Below are 19523 nucleotides of genomic sequence, written 5' to 3' on the forward strand. Positions count from 1 at the left end.
TAACTTATTAGAATTTCTCGAAAATTTTAACAGGATGTGATTCCATTTGAAACAATTTCAAACTTCAGATGCACTTAAACGTTTACCAGAACAATTTTTTGCGAAGCTTGCTGGAAAAGTGAACCGTTATGTAGAGGCGGGATATGACATTATTAACCTTGGCCAAGGAAATCCTGACCAGCCGACGCCTGCACATATTATCGAGTCTTTGCAGCAGGCAGCTGAAAACCCTGCATACCACAAGTATCCGCCATTTAGGGGGCAGCCTTTTCTGAAACAAGCCGCGGCTGAATTCTATAAGCGAGAGTTTGGTGTTGAGCTTGATCCGGAGAAAGAGGTAGCCGTCCTCTTTGGTGGAAAAGCTGGCCTTGTAGAAGTCAGTCAATGTTTGTTAAATAAAAGTGACGTGGCGCTCGTGCCAGATCCTGGCTATCCTGATTATTGGTCTGGAGTTGCGATGGCTGAAGCGGATATGCAAATGATGCCGTTACTTGAACAAAATGATTTTCTGCCTGATTATAGCGCGATCCCAGAGAGTGCTCTTGCAAAAGCAAAGCTCATGTTTTTAAATTATCCAAACAATCCTACCGCTGCTATAGCAACGAAAAGCTTTTTTGATGAAACGGTTAGGTTTGCGGATGCCAATGACATCTGTGTCGTTCATGATTTTGCTTATGGAGCGATCGGATTCGATGGAGAACGTCCTAAAAGCTTTTTGGAAACAGAAGGTGCTAAAGATGTGGGAATTGAGATTTATACTCTTTCCAAAACGTATAATATGGCAGGATGGCGTGTTGGGTTCGCTGTCGGAAACCCATCTGTAGTGGAAAGCATCAACCTGCTTCAGGATCATTTCTACGTTAGTTTGTTTAGTGCAGTGCAAGAAGCAGCTGCAGAAGCTTTACTAGGTTCACAGGAATGTGTTGAGAACCTTCGCCAAACGTACGAATCTAGACGGAATGTATTGATACAGGGGCTTCACGATATTGGCTGGGATGTAACCTCTCCTGCGGGGTCATTTTTTGCCTGGTTAAAAGTACCTGAATCATTTACTTCAGAGGGATTTGCGGACTACTTGCTTGAGAATGTTCAAATTGTAGTTGCGCCTGGGAACGGCTTTGGAGAGTATGGGGAAGGCTATGTGAGAGTAGGCTTATTAACTTCCGAAGAGAAACTCAGGGAGGCAGTTGAACGAATTAATTCTCTTAATCTCTTTTGATTCAGAAAAGTAAAAAAATAGATTGACAGGATTTCCTACGTCTGGCATAATTCGAATCAATTACTTAAACGAATAGTTGCATACTCTTATCCAGAGAGGTGGAGGGACGAGCCCTTTGAAGCCCGGCAACCGATTTTCAAGGTTACTTGAAGACACGGTGCTAATTCTCGCAGCAAAAGCTGGAAGATAAGAGGAAGAGCATGGTGATAACGACCTCTTCCTCGTGAAGGGGTCTTTTTTGTATGATCAAAGATTGAGGACTAGCGCGATGGAAAGGAATGAGCATGATGAGTCATCTTGTGGCAACTTACCTTGTTAAGAATGACCAACAATTATCTAAGCGCGCTGAAGCGATCGCCCTTGGATTAACGATTGGGACTTGGACCAATCTACCGTTATTAGAAAAAAAGCAGTTAAAGAAGCATAAGGGTGAAGTCGTTCACGTAGAGGAAAAAGGGGAAAAGGGCATCATCGCGATTGCTTACCCCACCATCAATTTCAGTGCGGATCTACCTGCGATTTTAACAACAGTCATCGGTAAGCTTTCACTTGATGGTGAAATTAAGCTGGTTGATTTAGAGTTCTCTGCAGGGTTACTAAATCAATTCCCAGGTCCAGCATATGGAATAGACGGTATTCGAAATCTTACAGAAGTATACGATCGACCGCTCGTTATGAGTATTTTCAAAGGAGTTATTGGAAAATCGTTAGGCGAATTGCAGGAACAAATGAAACAGCAGGCGCTTGGTCGAGTCGATTTTGTGAAGGACGATGAAATCCTTTTTGAAAATGAGTTAACCCCTCTTGAAAAGCGAGTACCCGCCTTACGAAAAATGCTGGATGAAACGGCTGAATTGACAGGAAAGCGAACGCGTTACGCAGTGAATTTAACAGGAAGAACGGCAAACCTCAGTGATCGAGCAAAGCTTGCTGTGGAATTAGGAGCAGATGCGCTTCTGTTTAATGTTTTTACATATGGACTAGATGCATTGCAATCACTTTCAGAGGACTCGGATATTCCGGTTCCAATCATGGCACACCCTGCATTCTCTGGTGCAATGGCTGCCTCAAGCACACATGGGGTAAGTTACTCCCTATTACTTGGAAAGTTGCTTCGAACTGCTGGGGCAGACTTTTCCCTTTTCCCTTCGCCTTATGGGAGTGTAGCGCTTGATCGAAGAGAGGCGCTCGCAACAGCAGAAGCCTTAACGAGAAATAATAAGCTGAAAAGAACATTCCCTGTTCCTTCAGCGGGCATTCATCCTGGACTAGTACCGCTTCTTATAAAAGATTTCGGTATAGACAGTGTGATTAATGCGGGAGGTGGCGTGCACGGGCATCCCGATGGAGCAGCTGCAGGCGGAAAAGCTTTCCGAGATGCCATTCAAGCTGTTTTAACAGAGCAACCTCTTGAACAGGCCTCTCAAAATAGTGAGGAACTTCATCAGGCTCTTACAAAGTGGGGGAGCGGGGAGGTAGTGCGATGAAGCAGCCGATTATTTTTTGCGATTTTGATGGCACCATTACGAAAAGTGATAATATCGTTTCTTTGATGAAACGGTTTGCTCCGAAAGAGTGGGAGCAAATAAAAGATGATGTGCTCGCTCAAAATATTTCCATTCGTGAAGGGGTCGGAAGGATGTTTCACTTAATCCCTTCCAAATTGAAACAGGAATTACTCGATTATTTAGTAGCTACAACTGAAATCAGACAGGGTTTTAGCGAATTCGTAGACTACACGAGGCAAGAAGGGATCGAGCTCTATATCGTCAGTGGAGGGATCGATTTCTTTATTTATCCTCTTCTTAAGCCATACGGTATTCCAGAAGAAAATATCTTCTGTAATGGCAGTGATTTTACTACTGATACCATCTCAATAACTTGGCCGTATGCCTGTGGAGACGATTGTACGAAAGATTGCGGTTGTTGCAAGCCAGGTATATTAAATCGTTTTGATAAAAAGGCTAACCGAAAAATTGTGATTGGAGATTCTATTACCGATTTAGAAGCTTCAAAGCAAGCAGATTTTGTGTTTGCTAGAGATTTTTTAGCGGAGAAGTGTCAAGAACTTGGCATTCCAGCCGTTTTATTTGAAACGTTTGATGATATCGTCGAAAAGTTAACTGAAGAAAGGGGGAAGAATCATGTGCCAAGTGGAGAATCGATGGAACGAACTTGCTGATATTAAAGATGAATTAGCAGCAAGAGATTGGTTCCGTGGAACAAGTGGAAATCTTTCAATTAAGGTAAGTGATTCGCCGCTTCAATTTTTAGTAACGGCTAGTGGAAAGGATAAAAGAAAACGAACAAAAGAAGATTTCATTCTAGTGGATAGACAAGGGCAGCCAATTGAAGAGACTCTATTGAAACCATCAGCAGAGACCATTATTCATCAGGCGATCTATTCAAAGACAGATGCAGGCTGTTGCTTACACGTGCATACAGTTGAAAATAATGTTATATCTGAACTTTTTGCGGGAGAAGGAGAAGTTACGTTTCAAGGACTGGAGTTAGTTAAAGCTTTTGGTTTATGGGGACAGAATGACAAAGTGACAGTACCGATTATCGAGAATTCAGCTGATCTTTCTCTACTAGCTCATGATGTGGTGCACGTGCTTAAGAATGACACGAAAGCCATTTTGATGCGAAATCATGGGATTACAGTATGGGGACGTAATGGTTTTGAAGCAAAAAAATATCTGGAAGCATTTGAATTCCTTTTTGAATATCATCTTAAATTACGAAGCTTTCAAGCAATTGTAAGTTAATCAGTAATCAACAAAGTTTCATTAGCTTAACAAAAGAGGAGGAAGCATTAATGGCAGTAATTAAAATACGAAATACAAATGAAGTTATTGAAGGTCAAGATCGAGTAGGGGCATTTCTTCAGAATGAAGGAGTGTTATATGAACATTGGGATGTTGAGAAGCTACCGACGTTTCTTAAGGGGAATTGTCATGTTACAGAGGAACAGAAAAATGAAATTCTGAGTGTATTTGATGATGACATTCGTTCTCTAGCTCAGCGAAATGGATATGGAAACTGGGATGTGGTGGCACTTTCTGAACAAACGCCTGATCTTGATAAGATTCTGAAAAAATTTGAACAGGTTCATGTGCATACTGAGGACGAAGTAAGAGCGATAACGGCGGGACATGGGATTTTTATCATTAAAGGTAGCGTGGGGTATTTTGATGTTGAGCTCGATCCGGGTGACGTGATTTCTGTACCGGTTGATACACCACACTTCTTTACATTAATGGATGATCGGCAAGTTGTAGCCGTACGCCTTTTCATCGATCCATCAGGATGGGTAGCCCATCCATATGAAGAAAAAGAAAGTGTGAAGTGAAAAAAGGGCCGTGAGCAGTCACGGCCATCATTTTTGATTTTGCTTCAATCCCTTTAGCTACAAAATCCAATTAATTCATTCAGGTCGTTCCAACCAAAGCCGGTTTCTTTAAATGTCTTACCTGCAATTTCTGTTTCTTCCACGGCAATTTGAAGTGGATGAAAACTTTCGTAGAATTGAGAAGCTGGGTTTCCATTCAGTACCCAAACAAGCATAGACTGATAAGATTCGCTTCTAAGATGTTTAGCTACCGAGCACAGAAGTTGTTTGCCAACTCCCTTTCCCTGTGCTTCTTCAAGAAGGTATATCGCATAAAGTTCTCCATCGAATTTGTAAGCAGCTGATCTGTTTTTTCCGCCATTCGCAAATCCTATTATTTCCCCTTCTTCGACTGCCACAAGGATAATACTTCCATTTTCAATTCCTTTCCGCCAACGAGCCTCGCGTATTTGAACGTCTAATGAATTCAAATAGTCTTCTGAGATAAGCGCACGGTAAGTCGTTCTCCAGCTGTTTACATGAACATTTGCTATCGCTAAAGCATCATCTACGACCGCTTTTCTGATTTCCATTGATTACCTCCATCTCAATTTGATTTTCCTATCAGACTCATTTCGAGAGAGAGGGAATGAATCCTGCTAGTCGAATATATGAAGTAAGTCATAGTTTAAAGGAAAAGTGAAATGAAAAAAATCATAATAGAAATAGATGGCAGTTATGTTCATGGTTTTGAATGGGGAGATAGGAGTCAGCCAACTGTCATTCTTCTTCACGGTTTAACGAACAATGCACTTGGTTTTAGTGAGATGGCAGAAGGTCTTAAGGATTACTTTCATTTAATCTCGATTGATCTACCAGGCCATGGTGAGACGCCTCCATTTAATGAAGATAAGAGTTATTCTTTTGAACTTCTAACAGAGTGGCTTCATAAGGTTTGTACATCATTAAGTGACGTACCAGTCTGGCTCATTGGGCATTCGTGGGGAGCTGCCCTGGCACTTCATTATAGTAGTCAATTCTCTAAAATGGTAAAAGGTATCGTGATGATTGATGGCGGTTATCTTCATTCTTCTGATGATCCGTCACTAACGCTTGAAGAACTTCTTGAACAAATGTCTCAATGGGTGGTAGAAAATCATTACAGAAAATTGGAAGAATATGAACAAAAGAAGAAAATGGAAATCGGAAGGTGGAGCAAGTATTTAGAGCAAATGGTACATAGGGATATGGAGGAAAGGAAAAATGGCGTAGCCTTAAGGGCTAGTGGTAGTACAGTAAGAGCGATTATGAAGTCCCTCTATCAAGAACCATGCAAAGAAATTTTTCATATGGTAAATGTTCCTATCTATCTCCTAAGGGCAACACTTCCTGTAGCAGATGAAACTAATAGAAAGCATGCAGCAAACGTGATGCGGAATGAAGTGAAAGGTGAATGTAGAATTGACGCTATTCCACAGACAGGTCATGTTCTACATTGGCAAAAACCTAAAGAAGCTTTATATATGGTAGAGAGATGGTTAAAGGAGCAAACAAAGCAAAAGGGCCATACGCAAGGCCCTGAATAACAGGGGGGTTAATTGCCAACCCCCTTTGGAAAAGTGAGCGTAATGATCGTGCCCTTCCCCTTATTACTTTCGATAGTTAAGTTCCCTTTATGTTTTTTTACTATACGTTTGCATATCGTAAGCCCAAGTCCAGTCCCGTTCTTTTTGGTAGTGAAAAACGGAGAGCCGAGTTTCTCAAGCTCTTCATCTGTGATTCCGCTACCATTATCAATGATTCTAATTTGTAATTTATCGTTACATTCTCGGGCTGAGATTGTAATTTCTCCCTCTTCACCGATAGCATCCATCGCATTTTTTATCAAATTAATAAAAACTTGTTTTAATTGATTACTTTCACAATAAATCTCTGGGAGAGAAGAGTGGTACTCTTTTGTTAGAATGATTGCTTTCATATTAGCCTGGCCACTTAGCAATTCAATGACTTCATCTAATATGAGATCGATTCGATTATAGTTAAAATTAATTTTTGTTGGTTTTGCAAGAATAAGAAATTCATCGATAATCTGTTCGATCCGATGAAATTCTGAATCCATCACCTGGGCATAGCGATCAATGTCTTGATCAGAGTTTTTGAACTGTATTAATTTTAAGAAACCCTTTAAAGAAGTGAGCGGGTTTCGAAGCTCGTGTGCGATCCCAGCTGCAAGTTGTCCAACAATCGATAGCTTTTCGGATTGAGCAAGGTGCTCTTCATTCATTCTTTTCTCGGTAATATCTTTCGCAATTCCAATGATCCTCGAAACATTCCCCTCTTCTACAAGTGGCACTAGTGTAATATCAAATAGCTTGTAGCCCTGTTTTGGGAAAGAATAACCTTCTTCAAATTGAATGGTTTTCTTACGAATCATGGCTTCTTGGAATCTTTTAATCGCTTGTATTCCTTGGTCAACCCCTAGAAAGTCTTCGATTCTCCGCCCAGATATGGCTTCTTTGGAAGTCTCATAACTTGCTAGATAAGCTTCATTTACAGCTTCGATTTCATAATGGTGAACATCGATCACACGAATTTGGAAAATAAGATCTGAAATATGGTGAAAAATAATATCTAAATTCGCCTCTTGTAGCTCGCTTCCATTTTTCATAGAAATCCCCCATAATCAGCATTTTAACTTAGTACTAATTGGATATTTCTACAAGATATGCGTATCCCCTTCAAATTATGATCGATATTTGTAATAGATTGGAAATTTTTGGCGTTCGAAGTGGTTGATAAGGTAGGAGAATATAGTAATAATAATGGAACCAATCCCAATGAAAGCGCATTGCAATTCAATTGTACTTACTATAGAGTTAGAAGAAGTATTTTGAGCGCATCACATTTAGCAAGGGAGGACGGCTTAAAAGATGACCAAAAGAGACTCTGTCTTTTTCCTTAGTCTGTTCTTGTTCTTTTTTCATGGAGCAAATACAATCATCATTAGCTATATGCCAGTATATTTTCAACAAAGTGGTATGTCTGAGAGTAAAATTGGATCTATCCTAGCGATCGGACCACTTGCAGCCATAATGGCTCAACCGTTTTGGGGTTACATAAGCGATAAATTCGGAACAATTAAAAAGGTTCTACTCGTAACGTTAGTTGGCGTTGCCATCATTAGCATTTTTCTTCTAACGAACCATAACTATGTGTTTATTCTCATCTCCGCTGCGGCGTTCTATGTTTTTATGTCCCCAACAGGGGCTCTTGGTGATAGTCTAGCTGTTAAAACAGCAGCTAGCGTGAATAGAAACTTTGGAAGTATTCGAACCTGGGGCTCAATTGGTTTTGCAGTTTCAACTTTAGTAGTTGGTCAGTTTTTTGCTTTTTTTGGTATAGCTTTTATTTTGGTTCCTTTTATGCTCATGATTTTGCTTGCTTTTTTTACAGCTATGAGAGTATCAGATGTCGAAACACATAATAAACCTGTTACTGTATGGGATGCCATACGGATTGGAAAGAATCCTCGCTTCCTACTCTTTTTGATTACGATCATGTTTTTAACCATTCCGCATCGAGCAAATGACAGTTTCATAGGGATTTATATCACGGATCTTGGTGGAAATGAATCTCAAATAGGACTAGCCTGGTTCGTTGCAGTTGCTAGTGAAGCTCTCATATTTGCGACAAGTCATTTTTGGTTTAGGCGTTTTAATGAAGTGGTCTTTATCTTAATAGCAGGTTTGATCTATGCTGTCAGATGGATAGGGTTAGCTTACGTTGGAGGACCTCAAGCAGCGATACTTCTTCAAGTTTTTCACGGCGTAACGTTTGGTGTATTTTACGTTGCGGCCTTTCAATACGTGACCAAATTAGTTCCAGAGCATTTACAGGCGACAGGCCATTTGTTATTTATTTCGGTGTTTTTTGGTTTGTCTGGCATACTAGGTTCATTGCTTGGAGGAATGATTTTTGAAGAAACTTCTGGTGCTACTTTGTACAGTGTGATGGGGTACGTGACCTTAATTGGTTGTCTTGCATTACTTTTCTATCGTGTAATCGATAAGAGAAAATCCAAAAGAGACGAAAGTTATGCATAGGATAGAAGAGATTCTGTCCTATTTGAATTATCCAGTTATTTCATACCCGAATCGTAACTATATAAAACAGTTAGATTAATAGTGATGTAATTCACATAATGTTTTTAGAAGCTCCCTTACATTAAAGGTGTGTTAAGAATAAATAGTGGGGAGTGAGAGAGATGTTTGTTCATTTTCTAAGAGAAAATAAAGCAGCAGCTGGTATACTCTTTTTTATTCGGATATATCTTGGTTATCAATGGGTGACATCTGGTTGGACAAAAATCACTAATGGTTTTGATGCAAATGGCTTCTTACAGGGGGCAGTAGCCAACGCTAGTGGTGAGCATCCTGCAGTTCTAGGGTGGTGGGCTACATTCTTAGAAGGCGCAGCAATTCCAAATGTCGATTTCTTTAATGTTTTAATTCCTTGGGGCGAATTCTTTGTTGGTCTCGGATTACTACTTGGAACATTTACAACACTTGCCGCTCTTATGGGAGTAATCATGAATTTTGCCTTCCTGTTTAGTGGCACAACCAGTACAAATCCAATGATGGTCATTCTTGGAATATTATTGCTCATTGCTGGTTACAATGCAGCTAAGTTCGGGCTTGATCGTTGGATTGTTCCTTATTTAAAGAAGAATATTAAAACACACCAAAGTAAGCCCATATTCCATCACTAAAGCGAAAGGTTCCGCATAAAAGCGGAGCCTTTTAAATTTCTATAAGTAGGAATCAAACTATTATTAAGAAGGTTAGATGAAAAATTGATACTAATCTCACTCTTGGTATGTCGAATATTACGAACTTTATTTGTTACCCGATTAGTAAAAAGCCTTCTTCAGAAAATAAATTACATTTAGTTAAAAAATGACTGGTATCTGTAATAAATTGTAAAGAGGGGGAGCGAGTGTCACGACGAAAATGGTCTAGTGATAAATAAGTGGGAGGCTAGACTATGATCGGTATTTTCAAAGAAAATGAAGAACGTTATTTAAACTGGTATCGTGCTAATCCGGAAGGATATGTATTTAATCATTTTAAAGGGAGCGATCCTGATTATAATAAAATTCATATCGCCACATGTCGAACGTTATGGCGACAAAAAGACGCGGGTGTGCGAACGAAAGTTGAAAAGATTTGTTCAGGTAATCTTGATGAACTTATACAAATGACTGCGAATGTCAGAGACAAAAAAGGTTTTTCTTTTTGCAAAATTTGCATGACCGACCATGTGATTAAAAATGATCTATCAGTTAATTAATCATTTTTCTAGACAATGGAAGATAATGATAGAATGATACGTAATAGAAGATGGAATTAGAGAGGGATATAAAATGGGATCTGAAGAGATTGTTATAAAAGGTAAAGTTGTAGATGATGAAACTAGATGCCAACATTACTATAGTAAACGGGATATTATTGCGATTAAATTCAAATGTTGTGGTACATATTATCCATGTATCTATTGTCATGAAGAAACAACGGATCATTCTGTTATAAAGTGGCCCAAACACGAAGTTGATGAAAAAGCTGTACTTTGTGGGAATTGCAAGTCAGAACTAACGATACAACAGTACATTTCTTCAAACTCAATTTGTCCATACTGTCAGTCTCTCTTTAATGATGGTTGTAAGCTTCACCAACATCTTTACTTTGAGCAGATCGACGCTAAATGATTTTCTTTACTTGTGGGTAGTCTGGATGTATTATTATTTCAATCCTATTGAGAAATCCTTTATTGTGTCGAAAGCATAGGGATAAAAATAACATCAGGCTTTGGTATAAAAAGAACTTTAATGGGTTATATCTTCGTGTCAAACACAGATTTCCTGTGTTTTTTCTTTTTGTTTACTTCTATATAAATGAATCGTTTTAACGCTTTTGATGTGGAAAGTATATTTCGAGGGGTTTGCGTGGCTGTTCTTAAAGAAGAAAGAGGGGTATGTCTTGAAATACAAAAAGGTTTTACTTCATCCGCCTAGAGCTTTGTTGCTTCTATTTCTATTTGTTAGTACGATCGGAACGTTTCTTCTAAAGCTACCACAGGCAACCACAACGTCAATTAGCTGGCTAGATGCCTGGTTTACGGCAATATCTGCTATCACTGTTACTGGTCTAGTAGTAGTGGATACGGGCAGTGTGTATACTATTTTTGGTCAGCTTGTTATCATGTTACTCATTCAAATTGGCGGGCTTGGCATTATGTCATTTGCAGTTGTGATCTTTCTATTAATAGGGAAAAAAATCGGGGTTTCTCAAAGGCTCTTAATTACTCAGGCATTAAATCAAAAAGGAATGGGAGGCATTGTTAAGCTCGTTCGAAGTCTACTTTTATTTTCGATCATAATAGAAATGATTGGAGCCATTATTCTTTCGGCGAGGTGGATACCTGAATACGGAGTAGGAAGCGGAATTTACGCAGCAATTTTCCATTCTATTTCAGCTTATAATAATGCTGGCTTCTCGATTTGGTCAGACAGTCTTTCTTCATATGTTGGAGATCCGGTTATCAATATTGTTATTACTCTCTTGTTTATCTTAGGTGGAATTGGCTTCACGGTTTTAATCGATCTTAAGAATAAGAAGCATTTTCGTGAATGGGCCCTTCATACGAAATTGATGGTAATAGGGAGTATCATCATAAATGCACTTGCTTTTATCGTGATTATCACGCTCGAGTGGAATAACACTTCTACAATTGGGCAACTAAATGGTCCAGGAAAAGGATGGGCTGCATTATTTCAGGCTGTAACTCCTCGAACAGCAGGTTTTAATACGGTAGATATCGGTAGTATGGAAGAAGCTTCTCTCTTTTTTATTATATGTCTTATGTTCATAGGGGCTGGAAGTGCTTCTACTGGAGGTGGAATTAAGCTTACTACCTTCATCGCTATGCTCCTTTCAGTTAATACCTTTTTAAAAGGTAAAAACGAAGTAACCATTTTTCATAAAACGCTCGCTTTCTCTATCATTATTAAAGCTCTTGCAATAACTGTGATTTCAACAGGGGTTGTTATACTCGGAGTTTTTATTCTTGAACTAACGCAGGAATCTCCTTTTTTAGTTAATTTATTTGAAGTTGTATCCGCATTTGGAACAGTAGGACTTTCAATGGGATTAACAGGCAGCCTAGATGGAATAGGAAAAGTAACAATTATTGTCATCATGATGGTTGGTAAACTTGGTCCCCTGACGCTTGCCTTCATCTTTGCTTCTAAGAAGACTTCTAAAATAAGATACCCTGAAGAAGAAGTACTTACAGGATAAAACTGCCCCCTTCCATTGATGAGGAAGGGGGGATGAAAATTAATTCCCATAAATGGTTGACGCCATTGTTATCACATGGTAAGATGTTTCTTGTCACTTCGAAAAACAAACAACATCTTACATACAAATTACATACAAAAATGTTTTAAAAAAAGACATTGACTTATATGAATGTTGCTGGTAAGATAGAAGTTGTCACTCGGGAGAATAACACCGAGATTAATAGAATTAAATCGATCTTTGAAAACTGAACGAAACGCCATGTAAGTAGTTGTTTCTACGGAAACAAAACATTGTTTTAAAGCTAGATTAAGCTTTCTATCGGAGAGTTTGATCCTGGCTCAGGACGAACGCTGGCGGCGTGCCTAATACATGCAAGTCGAGCGAAGAGATGGGAGCTTGCTCCCTGATCTTAGCGGCGGACGGGTGAGTAACACGTGGGCAACCTGCCCTGCAGACTGGGATAACTCCGGGAAACCGGAGCTAATACCGGGTAATACATCGCACCGCATGGTGCAATGTTGAAAGTTGGCTTTCGAGCTAACACTGTAGGATGGGCCCGCGGCGCATTAGCTAGTTGGTAAGGTAATGGCTTACCAAGGCGACGATGCGTAGCCGACCTGAGAGGGTGATCGGCCACACTGGGACTGAGACACGGCCCAGACTCCTACGGGAGGCAGCAGTAGGGAATCTTCCGCAATGGACGAAAGTCTGACGGAGCAACGCCGCGTGAGTGACGAAGGCCTTCGGGTCGTAAAGCTCTGTTGTTAGGGAAGAACAAGTACCGTTCGAATAGGGCGGTACCTTGACGGTACCTAACCAGAAAGCCACGGCTAACTACGTGCCAGCAGCCGCGGTAATACGTAGGTGGCAAGCGTTGTCCGGAATTATTGGGCGTAAAGCGCGCGCAGGCGGTCTTTTAAGTCTGATGTGAAAGCCCACGGCTCAACCGTGGAGGGTCATTGGAAACTGGAGGACTTGAGTGCAGAAGAGGAGAGTGGAATTCCACGTGTAGCGGTGAAATGCGTAGATATGTGGAGGAACACCAGTGGCGAAGGCGGCTCTCTGGTCTGTAACTGACGCTGAGGCGCGAAAGCGTGGGGAGCAAACAGGATTAGATACCCTGGTAGTCCACGCCGTAAACGATGAGTGCTAGGTGTTGGGGGGTTCCACCCTCAGTGCTGAAGTTAACACATTAAGCACTCCGCCTGGGGAGTACGACCGCAAGGTTGAAACTCAAAGGAATTGACGGGGGCCCGCACAAGCAGTGGAGCATGTGGTTTAATTCGAAGCAACGCGAAGAACCTTACCAGGTCTTGACATCCTCTGACAATCCTGGAGACAGGACGTTCCCCTTCGGGGGACAGAGTGACAGGTGGTGCATGGTTGTCGTCAGCTCGTGTCGTGAGATGTTGGGTTAAGTCCCGCAACGAGCGCAACCCTTGATCTTAGTTGCCAGCATTTAGTTGGGCACTCTAAGGTGACTGCCGGTGACAAACCGGAGGAAGGTGGGGATGACGTCAAATCATCATGCCCCTTATGACCTGGGCTACACACGTGCTACAATGGACGGTACAAAGGGCAGCAACACCGCGAGGTGAAGCGAATCCCATAAAGCCGTTCTCAGTTCGGATTGCAGGCTGCAACTCGCCTGCATGAAGCCGGAATTGCTAGTAATCGCGGATCAGCATGCCGCGGTGAATACGTTCCCGGGCCTTGTACACACCGCCCGTCACACCACGAGAGTTTGTAACACCCGAAGTCGGTGGGGTAACCTTTATGGAGCCAGCCGCCGAAGGTGGGACAAATGATTGGGGTGAAGTCGTAACAAGGTAGCCGTATCGGAAGGTGCGGCTGGATCACCTCCTTTCTATGGAGAATTACGAAGGTAACTTACGTTACCAACCTTACATGAGCGTTTCGTTTAGTTTTGAAAGAATGATTTATTCTTTCAAACCAGGTGAAGTGATGAAGCTTAGGCGGATTCAAACAGTAGCCTTGTTCCTTGAAAACTTGATAGCACAAACAACGACATCCAATAATTATTTTTTATGCAATAACTTAGTAATAACTGATGCGTTATGGCAGCAATGCCTAACAAATCGAAGGTTAAGCTACTAAGGGCGCACGGTGGATGCCTTGGCACTAGAAGCCTAAGAAGGACGGGACGAACACCGATATGCTTCGGGGAGCTGTAAGTACGCTTTGATCCGGAGATTTCCGAATGGGGGAACCCACCATCTTTAATAGGATGGTATCCATTTCTGAATACATAGGGAATGGAAGGCAGACCCGGGGAACTGAAACATCTCATTACCCGGAGGAAGAGAAAGCAAACGCGATTTCCTGAGTAGCGGCGAGCGAAACGGAATCAGCCCAAACCAGAGGGCTTGCCCTCTGGGGTTGTAGGACGTCTCTTTGGAGTTACAAAGGCACGGATAGACGAAGCGACCTGGAAAGGTCCATCAGAGAAGGTAACAATCCTGTAGTCAAAATCCGATGCCCTCCGAGACGGATCCTGAGTACGGCGGGACACGTGAAACCCCGTCGGAATCCGGGAGGACCATCTCCCAAGGCTAAATACTCTCTAGTGACCGATAGTGAACCAGTACCGTGAGGGAAAGGTGAAAAGCACCCCGGAAGGGGAGTGAAAAAGAACCTGAAACCGTGTGCCTACAACTAGTTGGAGCCCGTTAATGGGTGACAGCGTGCCTTTTGTAGAATGAACCGGCGAGTTACGATCCCGTGCAAGGTTAAGCTGAGAAGGCGGAGCCGCAGCGAAAGCGAGTCTGAATAGGGCGAAATAGTACGTGGTCGTAGACCCGAAACCAGGTGATCTACCCATGTCCAGGGTGAAGTTCAGGTAACACTGAATGGAGGCCCGAACCCACGCATGTTGAAAAATGCGGGGATGAGGTGTGGGTAGCGGTGAAATGCCAATCGAACCTGGAGATAGCTGGTTCTCTCCGAAATAGCTTTAGGGCTAGCCTCGCGGCAAGAATCTTGGAGGTAGAGCACTGATTGGACTAGGGGTCCTTACCGGATTACCGAATCCAGTCAAACTCCGAATGCCAACGATTTATCCGCGGGAGTCAGACTGCGAGTGATAAGATCCGTAGTCGAGAGGGAAACAGCCCAGACCACCAGCTAAGGTCCCAAAGTATACGTTAAGTGGAAAAGGATGTGGCGTTGCTTAGACAACCAGGATGTTGGCTTAGAAGCAGCCATCATTTAAAGAGTGCGTAATAGCTCACTGGTCGAGTGACGCTGCGCCGAAAATGTACCGGGGCTAAACGTATCACCGAAGCTGTGGATTGTCTTACGACAATGGTAGGAGAGCGTTCTAAGGGCTGTGAAGTCAGACCGAAAGGACTGGTGGAGCGCTTAGAAGTGAGAATGCCGGTATGAGTAGCGAAAGACAAGTGAGAATCTTGTCCGTCGAAAGCCCAAGGTTTCCTGAGGAAGGCTCGTCCGCTCAGGGTTAGTCGGGACCTAAGCCGAGGCCGAAAGGCGTAGGCGATGGATAACAGGTTGATATTCCTGTACCACCTCCTTTCCGTTTGAACGACGGGGGGACGCAGAAAGATAGGGAGAGCGCGCTGCTGGAAATGCGCGTCCAAGCGATTAGGCTGGTGAATAGGCAAATCCGTTCACCATGAAGGCTGAGTCGTGATGGCGAGGGAAATTTAGTACCGAAGTCCTTGATTCTACGCTGCCAAGAAAAGCCTCTAGTGAGGAAAAAGGTGCCCGTACCGCAAACCGACACAGGTAGGCGAGGAGAGAATCCTAAGACGATCGGGAGAACTCTCGTTAAGGAACTCGGCAAAATGACCCCGTAACTTCGGGAGAAGGGGTGCTTCCTCGGGTTTATAGCCCAGGGGAGCCGCAGTGAAAAGATCCAAGCGACTGTTTAGCAAAAACACAGGTCTCTGCAAAGCCGTAAGGCGAAGTATAGGGGCTGACACCTGCCCGGTGCTGGAAGGTTAAGAGGAGGGGTTATCCCTTACGGGAGAAGCTCTGAATCGAAGCCCCAGTAAACGGCGGCCGTAACTATAACGGTCCTAAGGTAGCGAAATTCCTTGTCGGGTAAGTTCCGACCCGCACGAAAGGTGCAACGACTTGGATACTGTCTCAACGAGAGACCCGGTGAAATTATAGTACCTGTGAAGATGCAGGTTACCCGCGACAGGACGGAAAGACCCCATGGAGCTTTACTGTAGCCTGATATTGGATTTTGGTACAGCTTGTACAGGATAGGTAGGAGCCATAGAAGTCGGACCGCCAGGTTCGATGGAGGCGTCGGTGGGATACTACCCTGGCTGTACTGACATTCTAACCCAGCACCGTGATCCGGTGCGGAGACAGTGTCAGGTGGGCAGTTTGACTGGGGCGGTCGCCTCCTAAAGTGTAACGGAGGCGCCCAAAGGTTCCCTCAGAATGGTTGGAAATCATTCGCAGAGTGTAAAGGCACAAGGGAGCTTGACTGCGAGACCTACAAGTCGAGCAGGGACGAAAGTCGGGCTTAGTGATCCGGTGGTTCCGCATGGAAGGGCCATCGCTCAACGGATAAAAGCTACCCTGGGGATAACAGGCTTATCTCCCCCAAGAGTCCACATCGACGGGGAGGTTTGGCACCTCGATGTCGGCTCATCGCATCCTGGGGCTGAAGTAGGTCCCAAGGGTTGGGCTGTTCGCCCATTAAAGCGGTACGCGAGCTGGGTTCAGAACGTCGTGAGACAGTTCGGTCCCTATCCGTCGCGGGCGCAGGAAATTTGAGAGGAGCTGTCCTTAGTACGAGAGGACCGGGATGGACACACCGCTGGTGTACCAGTTGTTCCGCCAGGAGCATAGCTGGGTAGCTACGTGTGGAAGGGATAAGTGCTGAAAGCATCTAAGCATGAAGCCCCCCTCGAGATGAGATTTCCCACAGCATGAAGCTGGTAAGATCCCTTAGAGATGATGAGGTAGATAGGTTCGGGGTGGAAGCGTGGCAACACGTGGAGCTGACGAATACTAATCGATCGAGGGCTTAACCTAAAAACGAAAAGCGAAGTAAGCCGTTTAAATCCGACAAGCGTTGGAGGCTTTTGAGTCAGAATCAAAAGGTGAAACGATCGAGGATTTGGCTTACGTAGCTGGACATATTGGAAAGTTGTGCGTGCTATCTAGTTTTCAGGGAACACCTGAAATAAGGAAGTTCGATTAAGTGCCACCACGTCCTGTGGTGAACACCGAACGGCTAACATCCTGTTAGTCTAGTGATGATGGCGAAGAGGTCACACCCGTTCCCATGCCGAACACGGAAGTTAAGCTCTTCAGCGCCGATGGTAGTTGGGGGATCTCCCCCTGCAAGAGTAGGACGTCGCTGGGCAACATAAGAGAAGCGAGAGACCCTCAGGTCTCTCGCTTTTTTGTATTCAAAAAGTGTAGTAAGCTCGTAAGAGAAAAAAGCTGCAGGAAAGACAATCAAAGACTTCTTCGAAAGCTTCGTAGGGGTGGGAGAAGCAAGAAATTCGAGGAAGCAAGTGATGTCAGACCGGAGTGGATATTCGAGAGATCCATGAGGATCTGGCATCGCGCAGCTGACGAAGAAGTTCGCCGCTTATCGCGCCCCGTATGAGAACACGGAAGTTAAGCTCGAGCGCCGATGGTAGTTGGGGGATCTCCCCCTGCAAGAGTAGGACGTCGCTGGGCAATTAAGAGAAGCGAGAGACCTGAGGGTTTCTCGCTTTTTTATATGTTTTTTTACGTTCGCGGAATTAATCTCAAATGCGCGGGAAAAATCCGGATTTCGCGGAATTATATAAAATATCGCGGAATTAATGGCTAATGATAAGCTTCTTGGTATTATAAAATTGATAGAGATTTCTTAAAAGATCAGGTGAATTGTATAAAATAATGCTTTAAAATCGAGGGGAAGAACTAGAATCTACTATTAATGGAGTGAACCCTTTTGGAACAGCTTCTTTTCAATCTTAATCATTGTAATAACAATTTGGTTAATGATTAAAGTGTTACATATCGCGTTTAAGAGATTCGAATAAATTATTCATTTGTCTTATAGGTAGACCACTTATTTAGCTACAATATCGTTAGTTGGCATCTATAGCACATTCAAACTGTATGCCTCCCTTTCTTCGAACTAAAATGATAGTAGAGGTGAATGTGATGAGTGAAATCGTTATCGTTTGGTTTAGACGGGATTTTCGTTTAAACGACCAAACTGCTCTTGAAAAGGCTATCGCCTATTGTGAAGAAAATGATGCTAACTGGGTAGGGATTTTCCAGTTTGATCCCCATTTTACGAATACAATCGATCTCCACCATGATTATTTCTTTCGGACGGTGGCTGAATTTCAAGAACGCTGTAAAAATGAGAAACTTCCCTTTCAAATTAGCTACGGAACTCCAAAAGACGTATTTGATAAGGTAACGGCTCGTTTAAATGTAACGGCCATTTTCTTTAATGAAGATGAAGCAGGTTACGGAGCGAGGCGCGATCATGAAGTGAGTAACTTGCTTAAAGAGAAGGGCATTAAAGTATTTTCTTATAAAGATTACTACCTTCATGGTTCTAAAGAAGTTAGGAAACATGATGATACGATGTATAAGGTATTTACGCCCTATTATAAGCAATGGCGGACGCTAAGAAAGCCACCAGTCATTCAAAATGATTTTAAGAAGGTTAAGAAGTATGCTCATTCGTTAGATCATACACTTGATCCCGAATCTGAAGCCGAATTTGCAAACATTTTAAATAAGTGTGAAGCAAATTGGCAAGCGATTGGTGAAAAGAGTGCAAATCAACGGGCGAAGCGTTTTGTGAAAGAAAGAATCAAGGATTATGATAATCATCGAGATGTTCCTTCACTTGTGGGGACGAGTAAGTTATCACCGTATTTAAAGACAGGTACTCTCTCTGTCCGAACCCTTTTTCATATGGTAGCGGAATATGATCATAAAGGGGCAGAAACGTTTATTCAGGAACTTTCTTGGCGTGATTTTTATGGAATGGTTCATTCAGAGTTTCCTGAATTTCGAGATCGTGAATTTCAGTCCAAATATCGAAGCATTCCGTGGAATGACGATGAAGAAAAATTCCAGAAGTGGAAAGAGGGTAAAACAGGCTTTCCAATCGTTGATGCTGGAATGAGGCAACTAAATCAGGAAGGCTGGATGCATAATCGACTTCGTATGATTACGGCTTCATTTCTTACAAAAGATTACCTTATCGATTGGAGACTTGGTGAGCGTTACTTTGAGGAAAAGCTGATTGATTATGATGAGTCTTCCAATGCTGGAGGATGGCAGTGGGCTTCTTCGACTGGTACAGATGCTGTCCCTTATTTTCGCATCTTCAATCCGACGACTCAGGCAGAACGATTTGATCCGGATGGTGTTTATATTAAGAAATACGTTGAAGAGTTAAAAGGTGTGCCTAAGAAGTATATCCATCAACCATCAAAAATGACTGAAGAAGAGCAAAAGGAAAATAACTGTGTCATTGGGGAAGATTACCCACTTCCAACTGTGGATCATAAAGTACAGCGCCAAAAGGTGCTAAGTGTTTATAAAGAAAGAACGTGATAAAAAGGTCAGGTGCTATATGCGCGCCTGA

The 19523-nt window shown here is 42.7% G+C and carries 14 protein-coding genes, 3 rRNA genes and 1 riboswitch; of the genes, 15 read left to right on the forward strand and 2 right to left on the reverse strand.

What is annotated here, in order from left to right:
- The first annotated feature begins 46 nt into the window (after positions 1-46).
- The 5 genes from AC0VYJ_RS04150 (at position 47) to AC0VYJ_RS04170 (ending at position 4571) form a co-directional block, all read left to right on the forward strand.
- Complete coding sequence (locus AC0VYJ_RS04150) at positions 47-1219, forward strand: aminotransferase class I/II-fold pyridoxal phosphate-dependent enzyme (RefSeq protein ID WP_475366593.1); 1173 nt, start codon at positions 47-49, stop codon at positions 1217-1219.
- A gap of 83 nt (positions 1220-1302) precedes the next feature.
- A riboswitch (SAM riboswitch) is annotated at positions 1303-1412 on the forward strand.
- Positions 1413-1506: 94 nt separating this feature from the next.
- Positions 1507-2706, forward strand: coding sequence for a 2,3-diketo-5-methylthiopentyl-1-phosphate enolase (locus AC0VYJ_RS04155; RefSeq protein WP_475366594.1), 1200 nt, complete (start codon positions 1507-1509; stop codon positions 2704-2706).
- Positions 2703-3401 carry a 2-hydroxy-3-keto-5-methylthiopentenyl-1-phosphate phosphatase gene (locus tag AC0VYJ_RS04160; RefSeq protein WP_475366595.1) on the forward strand — a complete coding sequence of 233 codons (699 nt, stop codon included), beginning with the start codon at positions 2703-2705 and terminating at the stop codon, positions 3399-3401. The genes AC0VYJ_RS04155 and AC0VYJ_RS04160 overlap by 4 nt, the downstream gene beginning before the upstream one ends.
- Entirely contained in the window at positions 3364-3987 is a 624-nt protein-coding gene (locus AC0VYJ_RS04165) for a methylthioribulose 1-phosphate dehydratase (protein ID WP_475366596.1), read from the forward strand. The genes AC0VYJ_RS04160 and AC0VYJ_RS04165 overlap by 38 nt, the downstream gene beginning before the upstream one ends.
- 50 nt (positions 3988-4037) lie before the next feature.
- The gene (locus tag AC0VYJ_RS04170; protein WP_475366597.1) at positions 4038-4571 is read left to right on the forward strand and encodes an acireductone dioxygenase; all 534 of its coding nucleotides are present in this window, start codon (positions 4038-4040) and stop codon (positions 4569-4571) included.
- A 53-nt stretch (positions 4572-4624) separates the two neighbouring features.
- On the opposite strand, the gene AC0VYJ_RS04175 is transcribed toward AC0VYJ_RS04170, so the two are convergent.
- Positions 4625-5143 (reverse strand): GNAT family N-acetyltransferase, encoded by a 519-nt coding sequence (locus tag AC0VYJ_RS04175; protein WP_430246678.1) that lies wholly within the window; start codon positions 5141-5143, stop codon positions 4625-4627.
- Positions 5144-5254: 111 nt separating this feature from the next.
- Here AC0VYJ_RS04175 and AC0VYJ_RS04180 point away from each other — a divergent pair, with 111 nt between their 5' ends.
- Positions 5255-6136: an alpha/beta fold hydrolase gene (locus AC0VYJ_RS04180; protein ID WP_430246676.1), complete on the forward strand. Its 882-nt coding sequence runs from the start codon at positions 5255-5257 to the stop codon at positions 6134-6136.
- 8 nt (positions 6137-6144) lie between these two features.
- On the opposite strand, the gene AC0VYJ_RS04185 is transcribed toward AC0VYJ_RS04180, so the two are convergent.
- The gene (locus AC0VYJ_RS04185) at positions 6145-7218 is read right to left on the reverse strand and encodes an ATP-binding protein (RefSeq protein ID WP_475366598.1); all 1074 of its coding nucleotides are present in this window, start codon (positions 7216-7218) and stop codon (positions 6145-6147) included.
- A gap of 262 nt (positions 7219-7480) precedes the next feature.
- Here AC0VYJ_RS04185 and AC0VYJ_RS04190 point away from each other — a divergent pair, with 262 nt between their 5' ends.
- From AC0VYJ_RS04190 to AC0VYJ_RS04230, 9 genes are all read left to right on the forward strand, one after another.
- Positions 7481-8653 carry an MFS transporter gene (locus tag AC0VYJ_RS04190; RefSeq protein WP_475366599.1) on the forward strand — a complete coding sequence of 391 codons (1173 nt, stop codon included), beginning with the start codon at positions 7481-7483 and terminating at the stop codon, positions 8651-8653.
- 161 nt (positions 8654-8814) lie between these two features.
- Positions 8815-9318, forward strand: a complete 504-nt coding sequence (locus AC0VYJ_RS04195; RefSeq protein ID WP_475366600.1) for a DoxX family protein — start codon at positions 8815-8817, stop codon at positions 9316-9318.
- A 275-nt stretch (positions 9319-9593) separates the two neighbouring features.
- Positions 9594-9899, forward strand: coding sequence for a hypothetical protein (locus tag AC0VYJ_RS04200; RefSeq protein ID WP_475366601.1), 306 nt, complete (start codon positions 9594-9596; stop codon positions 9897-9899).
- Positions 9900-9972: 73 nt separating this feature from the next.
- The gene (locus AC0VYJ_RS04205) at positions 9973-10314 is read left to right on the forward strand and encodes a CHY zinc finger protein (protein WP_475366602.1); all 342 of its coding nucleotides are present in this window, start codon (positions 9973-9975) and stop codon (positions 10312-10314) included.
- Between the two features lie 271 nt (positions 10315-10585).
- Complete coding sequence (locus tag AC0VYJ_RS04210) at positions 10586-11905, forward strand: TrkH family potassium uptake protein (protein ID WP_430246665.1); 1320 nt, start codon at positions 10586-10588, stop codon at positions 11903-11905.
- 318 nt (positions 11906-12223) lie between these two features.
- A 16S ribosomal RNA gene (locus AC0VYJ_RS04215) occupies positions 12224-13775 on the forward strand.
- A gap of 237 nt (positions 13776-14012) precedes the next feature.
- Positions 14013-16942 (forward strand): 23S ribosomal RNA (locus AC0VYJ_RS04220).
- 217 nt (positions 16943-17159) lie between these two features.
- Positions 17160-17276: ribosomal RNA gene (rrf, locus tag AC0VYJ_RS04225) — 5S ribosomal RNA — on the forward strand.
- Together the 16S, 23S and 5S rRNA genes form the textbook arrangement of a ribosomal RNA operon.
- A 797-nt stretch (positions 17277-18073) precedes the next feature.
- Positions 18074-19492, forward strand: a complete 1419-nt coding sequence (locus AC0VYJ_RS04230; RefSeq protein ID WP_475366603.1) for a cryptochrome/photolyase family protein — start codon at positions 18074-18076, stop codon at positions 19490-19492.
- Positions 19493-19523: the final 31 nt, after the last annotated feature.

The organism is Anaerobacillus sp. 63XJN7_5_ISO-PGPR-S23-430, assembly GCF_056173695.1.

Bases quoted from the DNA above. Each gene is read 5' to 3' on its own strand.
- AC0VYJ_RS04155 (WP_475366594.1), top strand. From the start codon at position 1,507: ATGAGTCATCTTGTGGCAACTTACCTTGTTAAGAATGACCAACAATTA.
- AC0VYJ_RS04160 (WP_475366595.1), top strand. From the start codon at position 2,703: ATGAAGCAGCCGATTATTTTTTGCGATTTTGATGGCACCATTACGAAA.
- AC0VYJ_RS04165 (WP_475366596.1), top strand. From the start codon at position 3,364: ATGTGCCAAGTGGAGAATCGATGGAACGAACTTGCTGATATTAAAGAT.
- AC0VYJ_RS04170 (WP_475366597.1), top strand. From the start codon at position 4,038: ATGGCAGTAATTAAAATACGAAATACAAATGAAGTTATTGAAGGTCAA.
- AC0VYJ_RS04175 (WP_430246678.1), bottom strand. From the start codon at position 5,143: ATGGAAATCAGAAAAGCGGTCGTAGATGATGCTTTAGCGATAGCAAAT.
- AC0VYJ_RS04180 (WP_430246676.1), top strand. From the start codon at position 5,255: ATGAAAAAAATCATAATAGAAATAGATGGCAGTTATGTTCATGGTTTT.
- AC0VYJ_RS04185 (WP_475366598.1), bottom strand. From the start codon at position 7,218: ATGAAAAATGGAAGCGAGCTACAAGAGGCGAATTTAGATATTATTTTT.
- AC0VYJ_RS04190 (WP_475366599.1), top strand. From the start codon at position 7,481: ATGACCAAAAGAGACTCTGTCTTTTTCCTTAGTCTGTTCTTGTTCTTT.
- AC0VYJ_RS04195 (WP_475366600.1), top strand. From the start codon at position 8,815: ATGTTTGTTCATTTTCTAAGAGAAAATAAAGCAGCAGCTGGTATACTC.
- AC0VYJ_RS04200 (WP_475366601.1), top strand. From the start codon at position 9,594: ATGATCGGTATTTTCAAAGAAAATGAAGAACGTTATTTAAACTGGTAT.
- AC0VYJ_RS04205 (WP_475366602.1), top strand. From the start codon at position 9,973: ATGGGATCTGAAGAGATTGTTATAAAAGGTAAAGTTGTAGATGATGAA.
- AC0VYJ_RS04230 (WP_475366603.1), top strand. From the start codon at position 18,074: ATGAGTGAAATCGTTATCGTTTGGTTTAGACGGGATTTTCGTTTAAAC.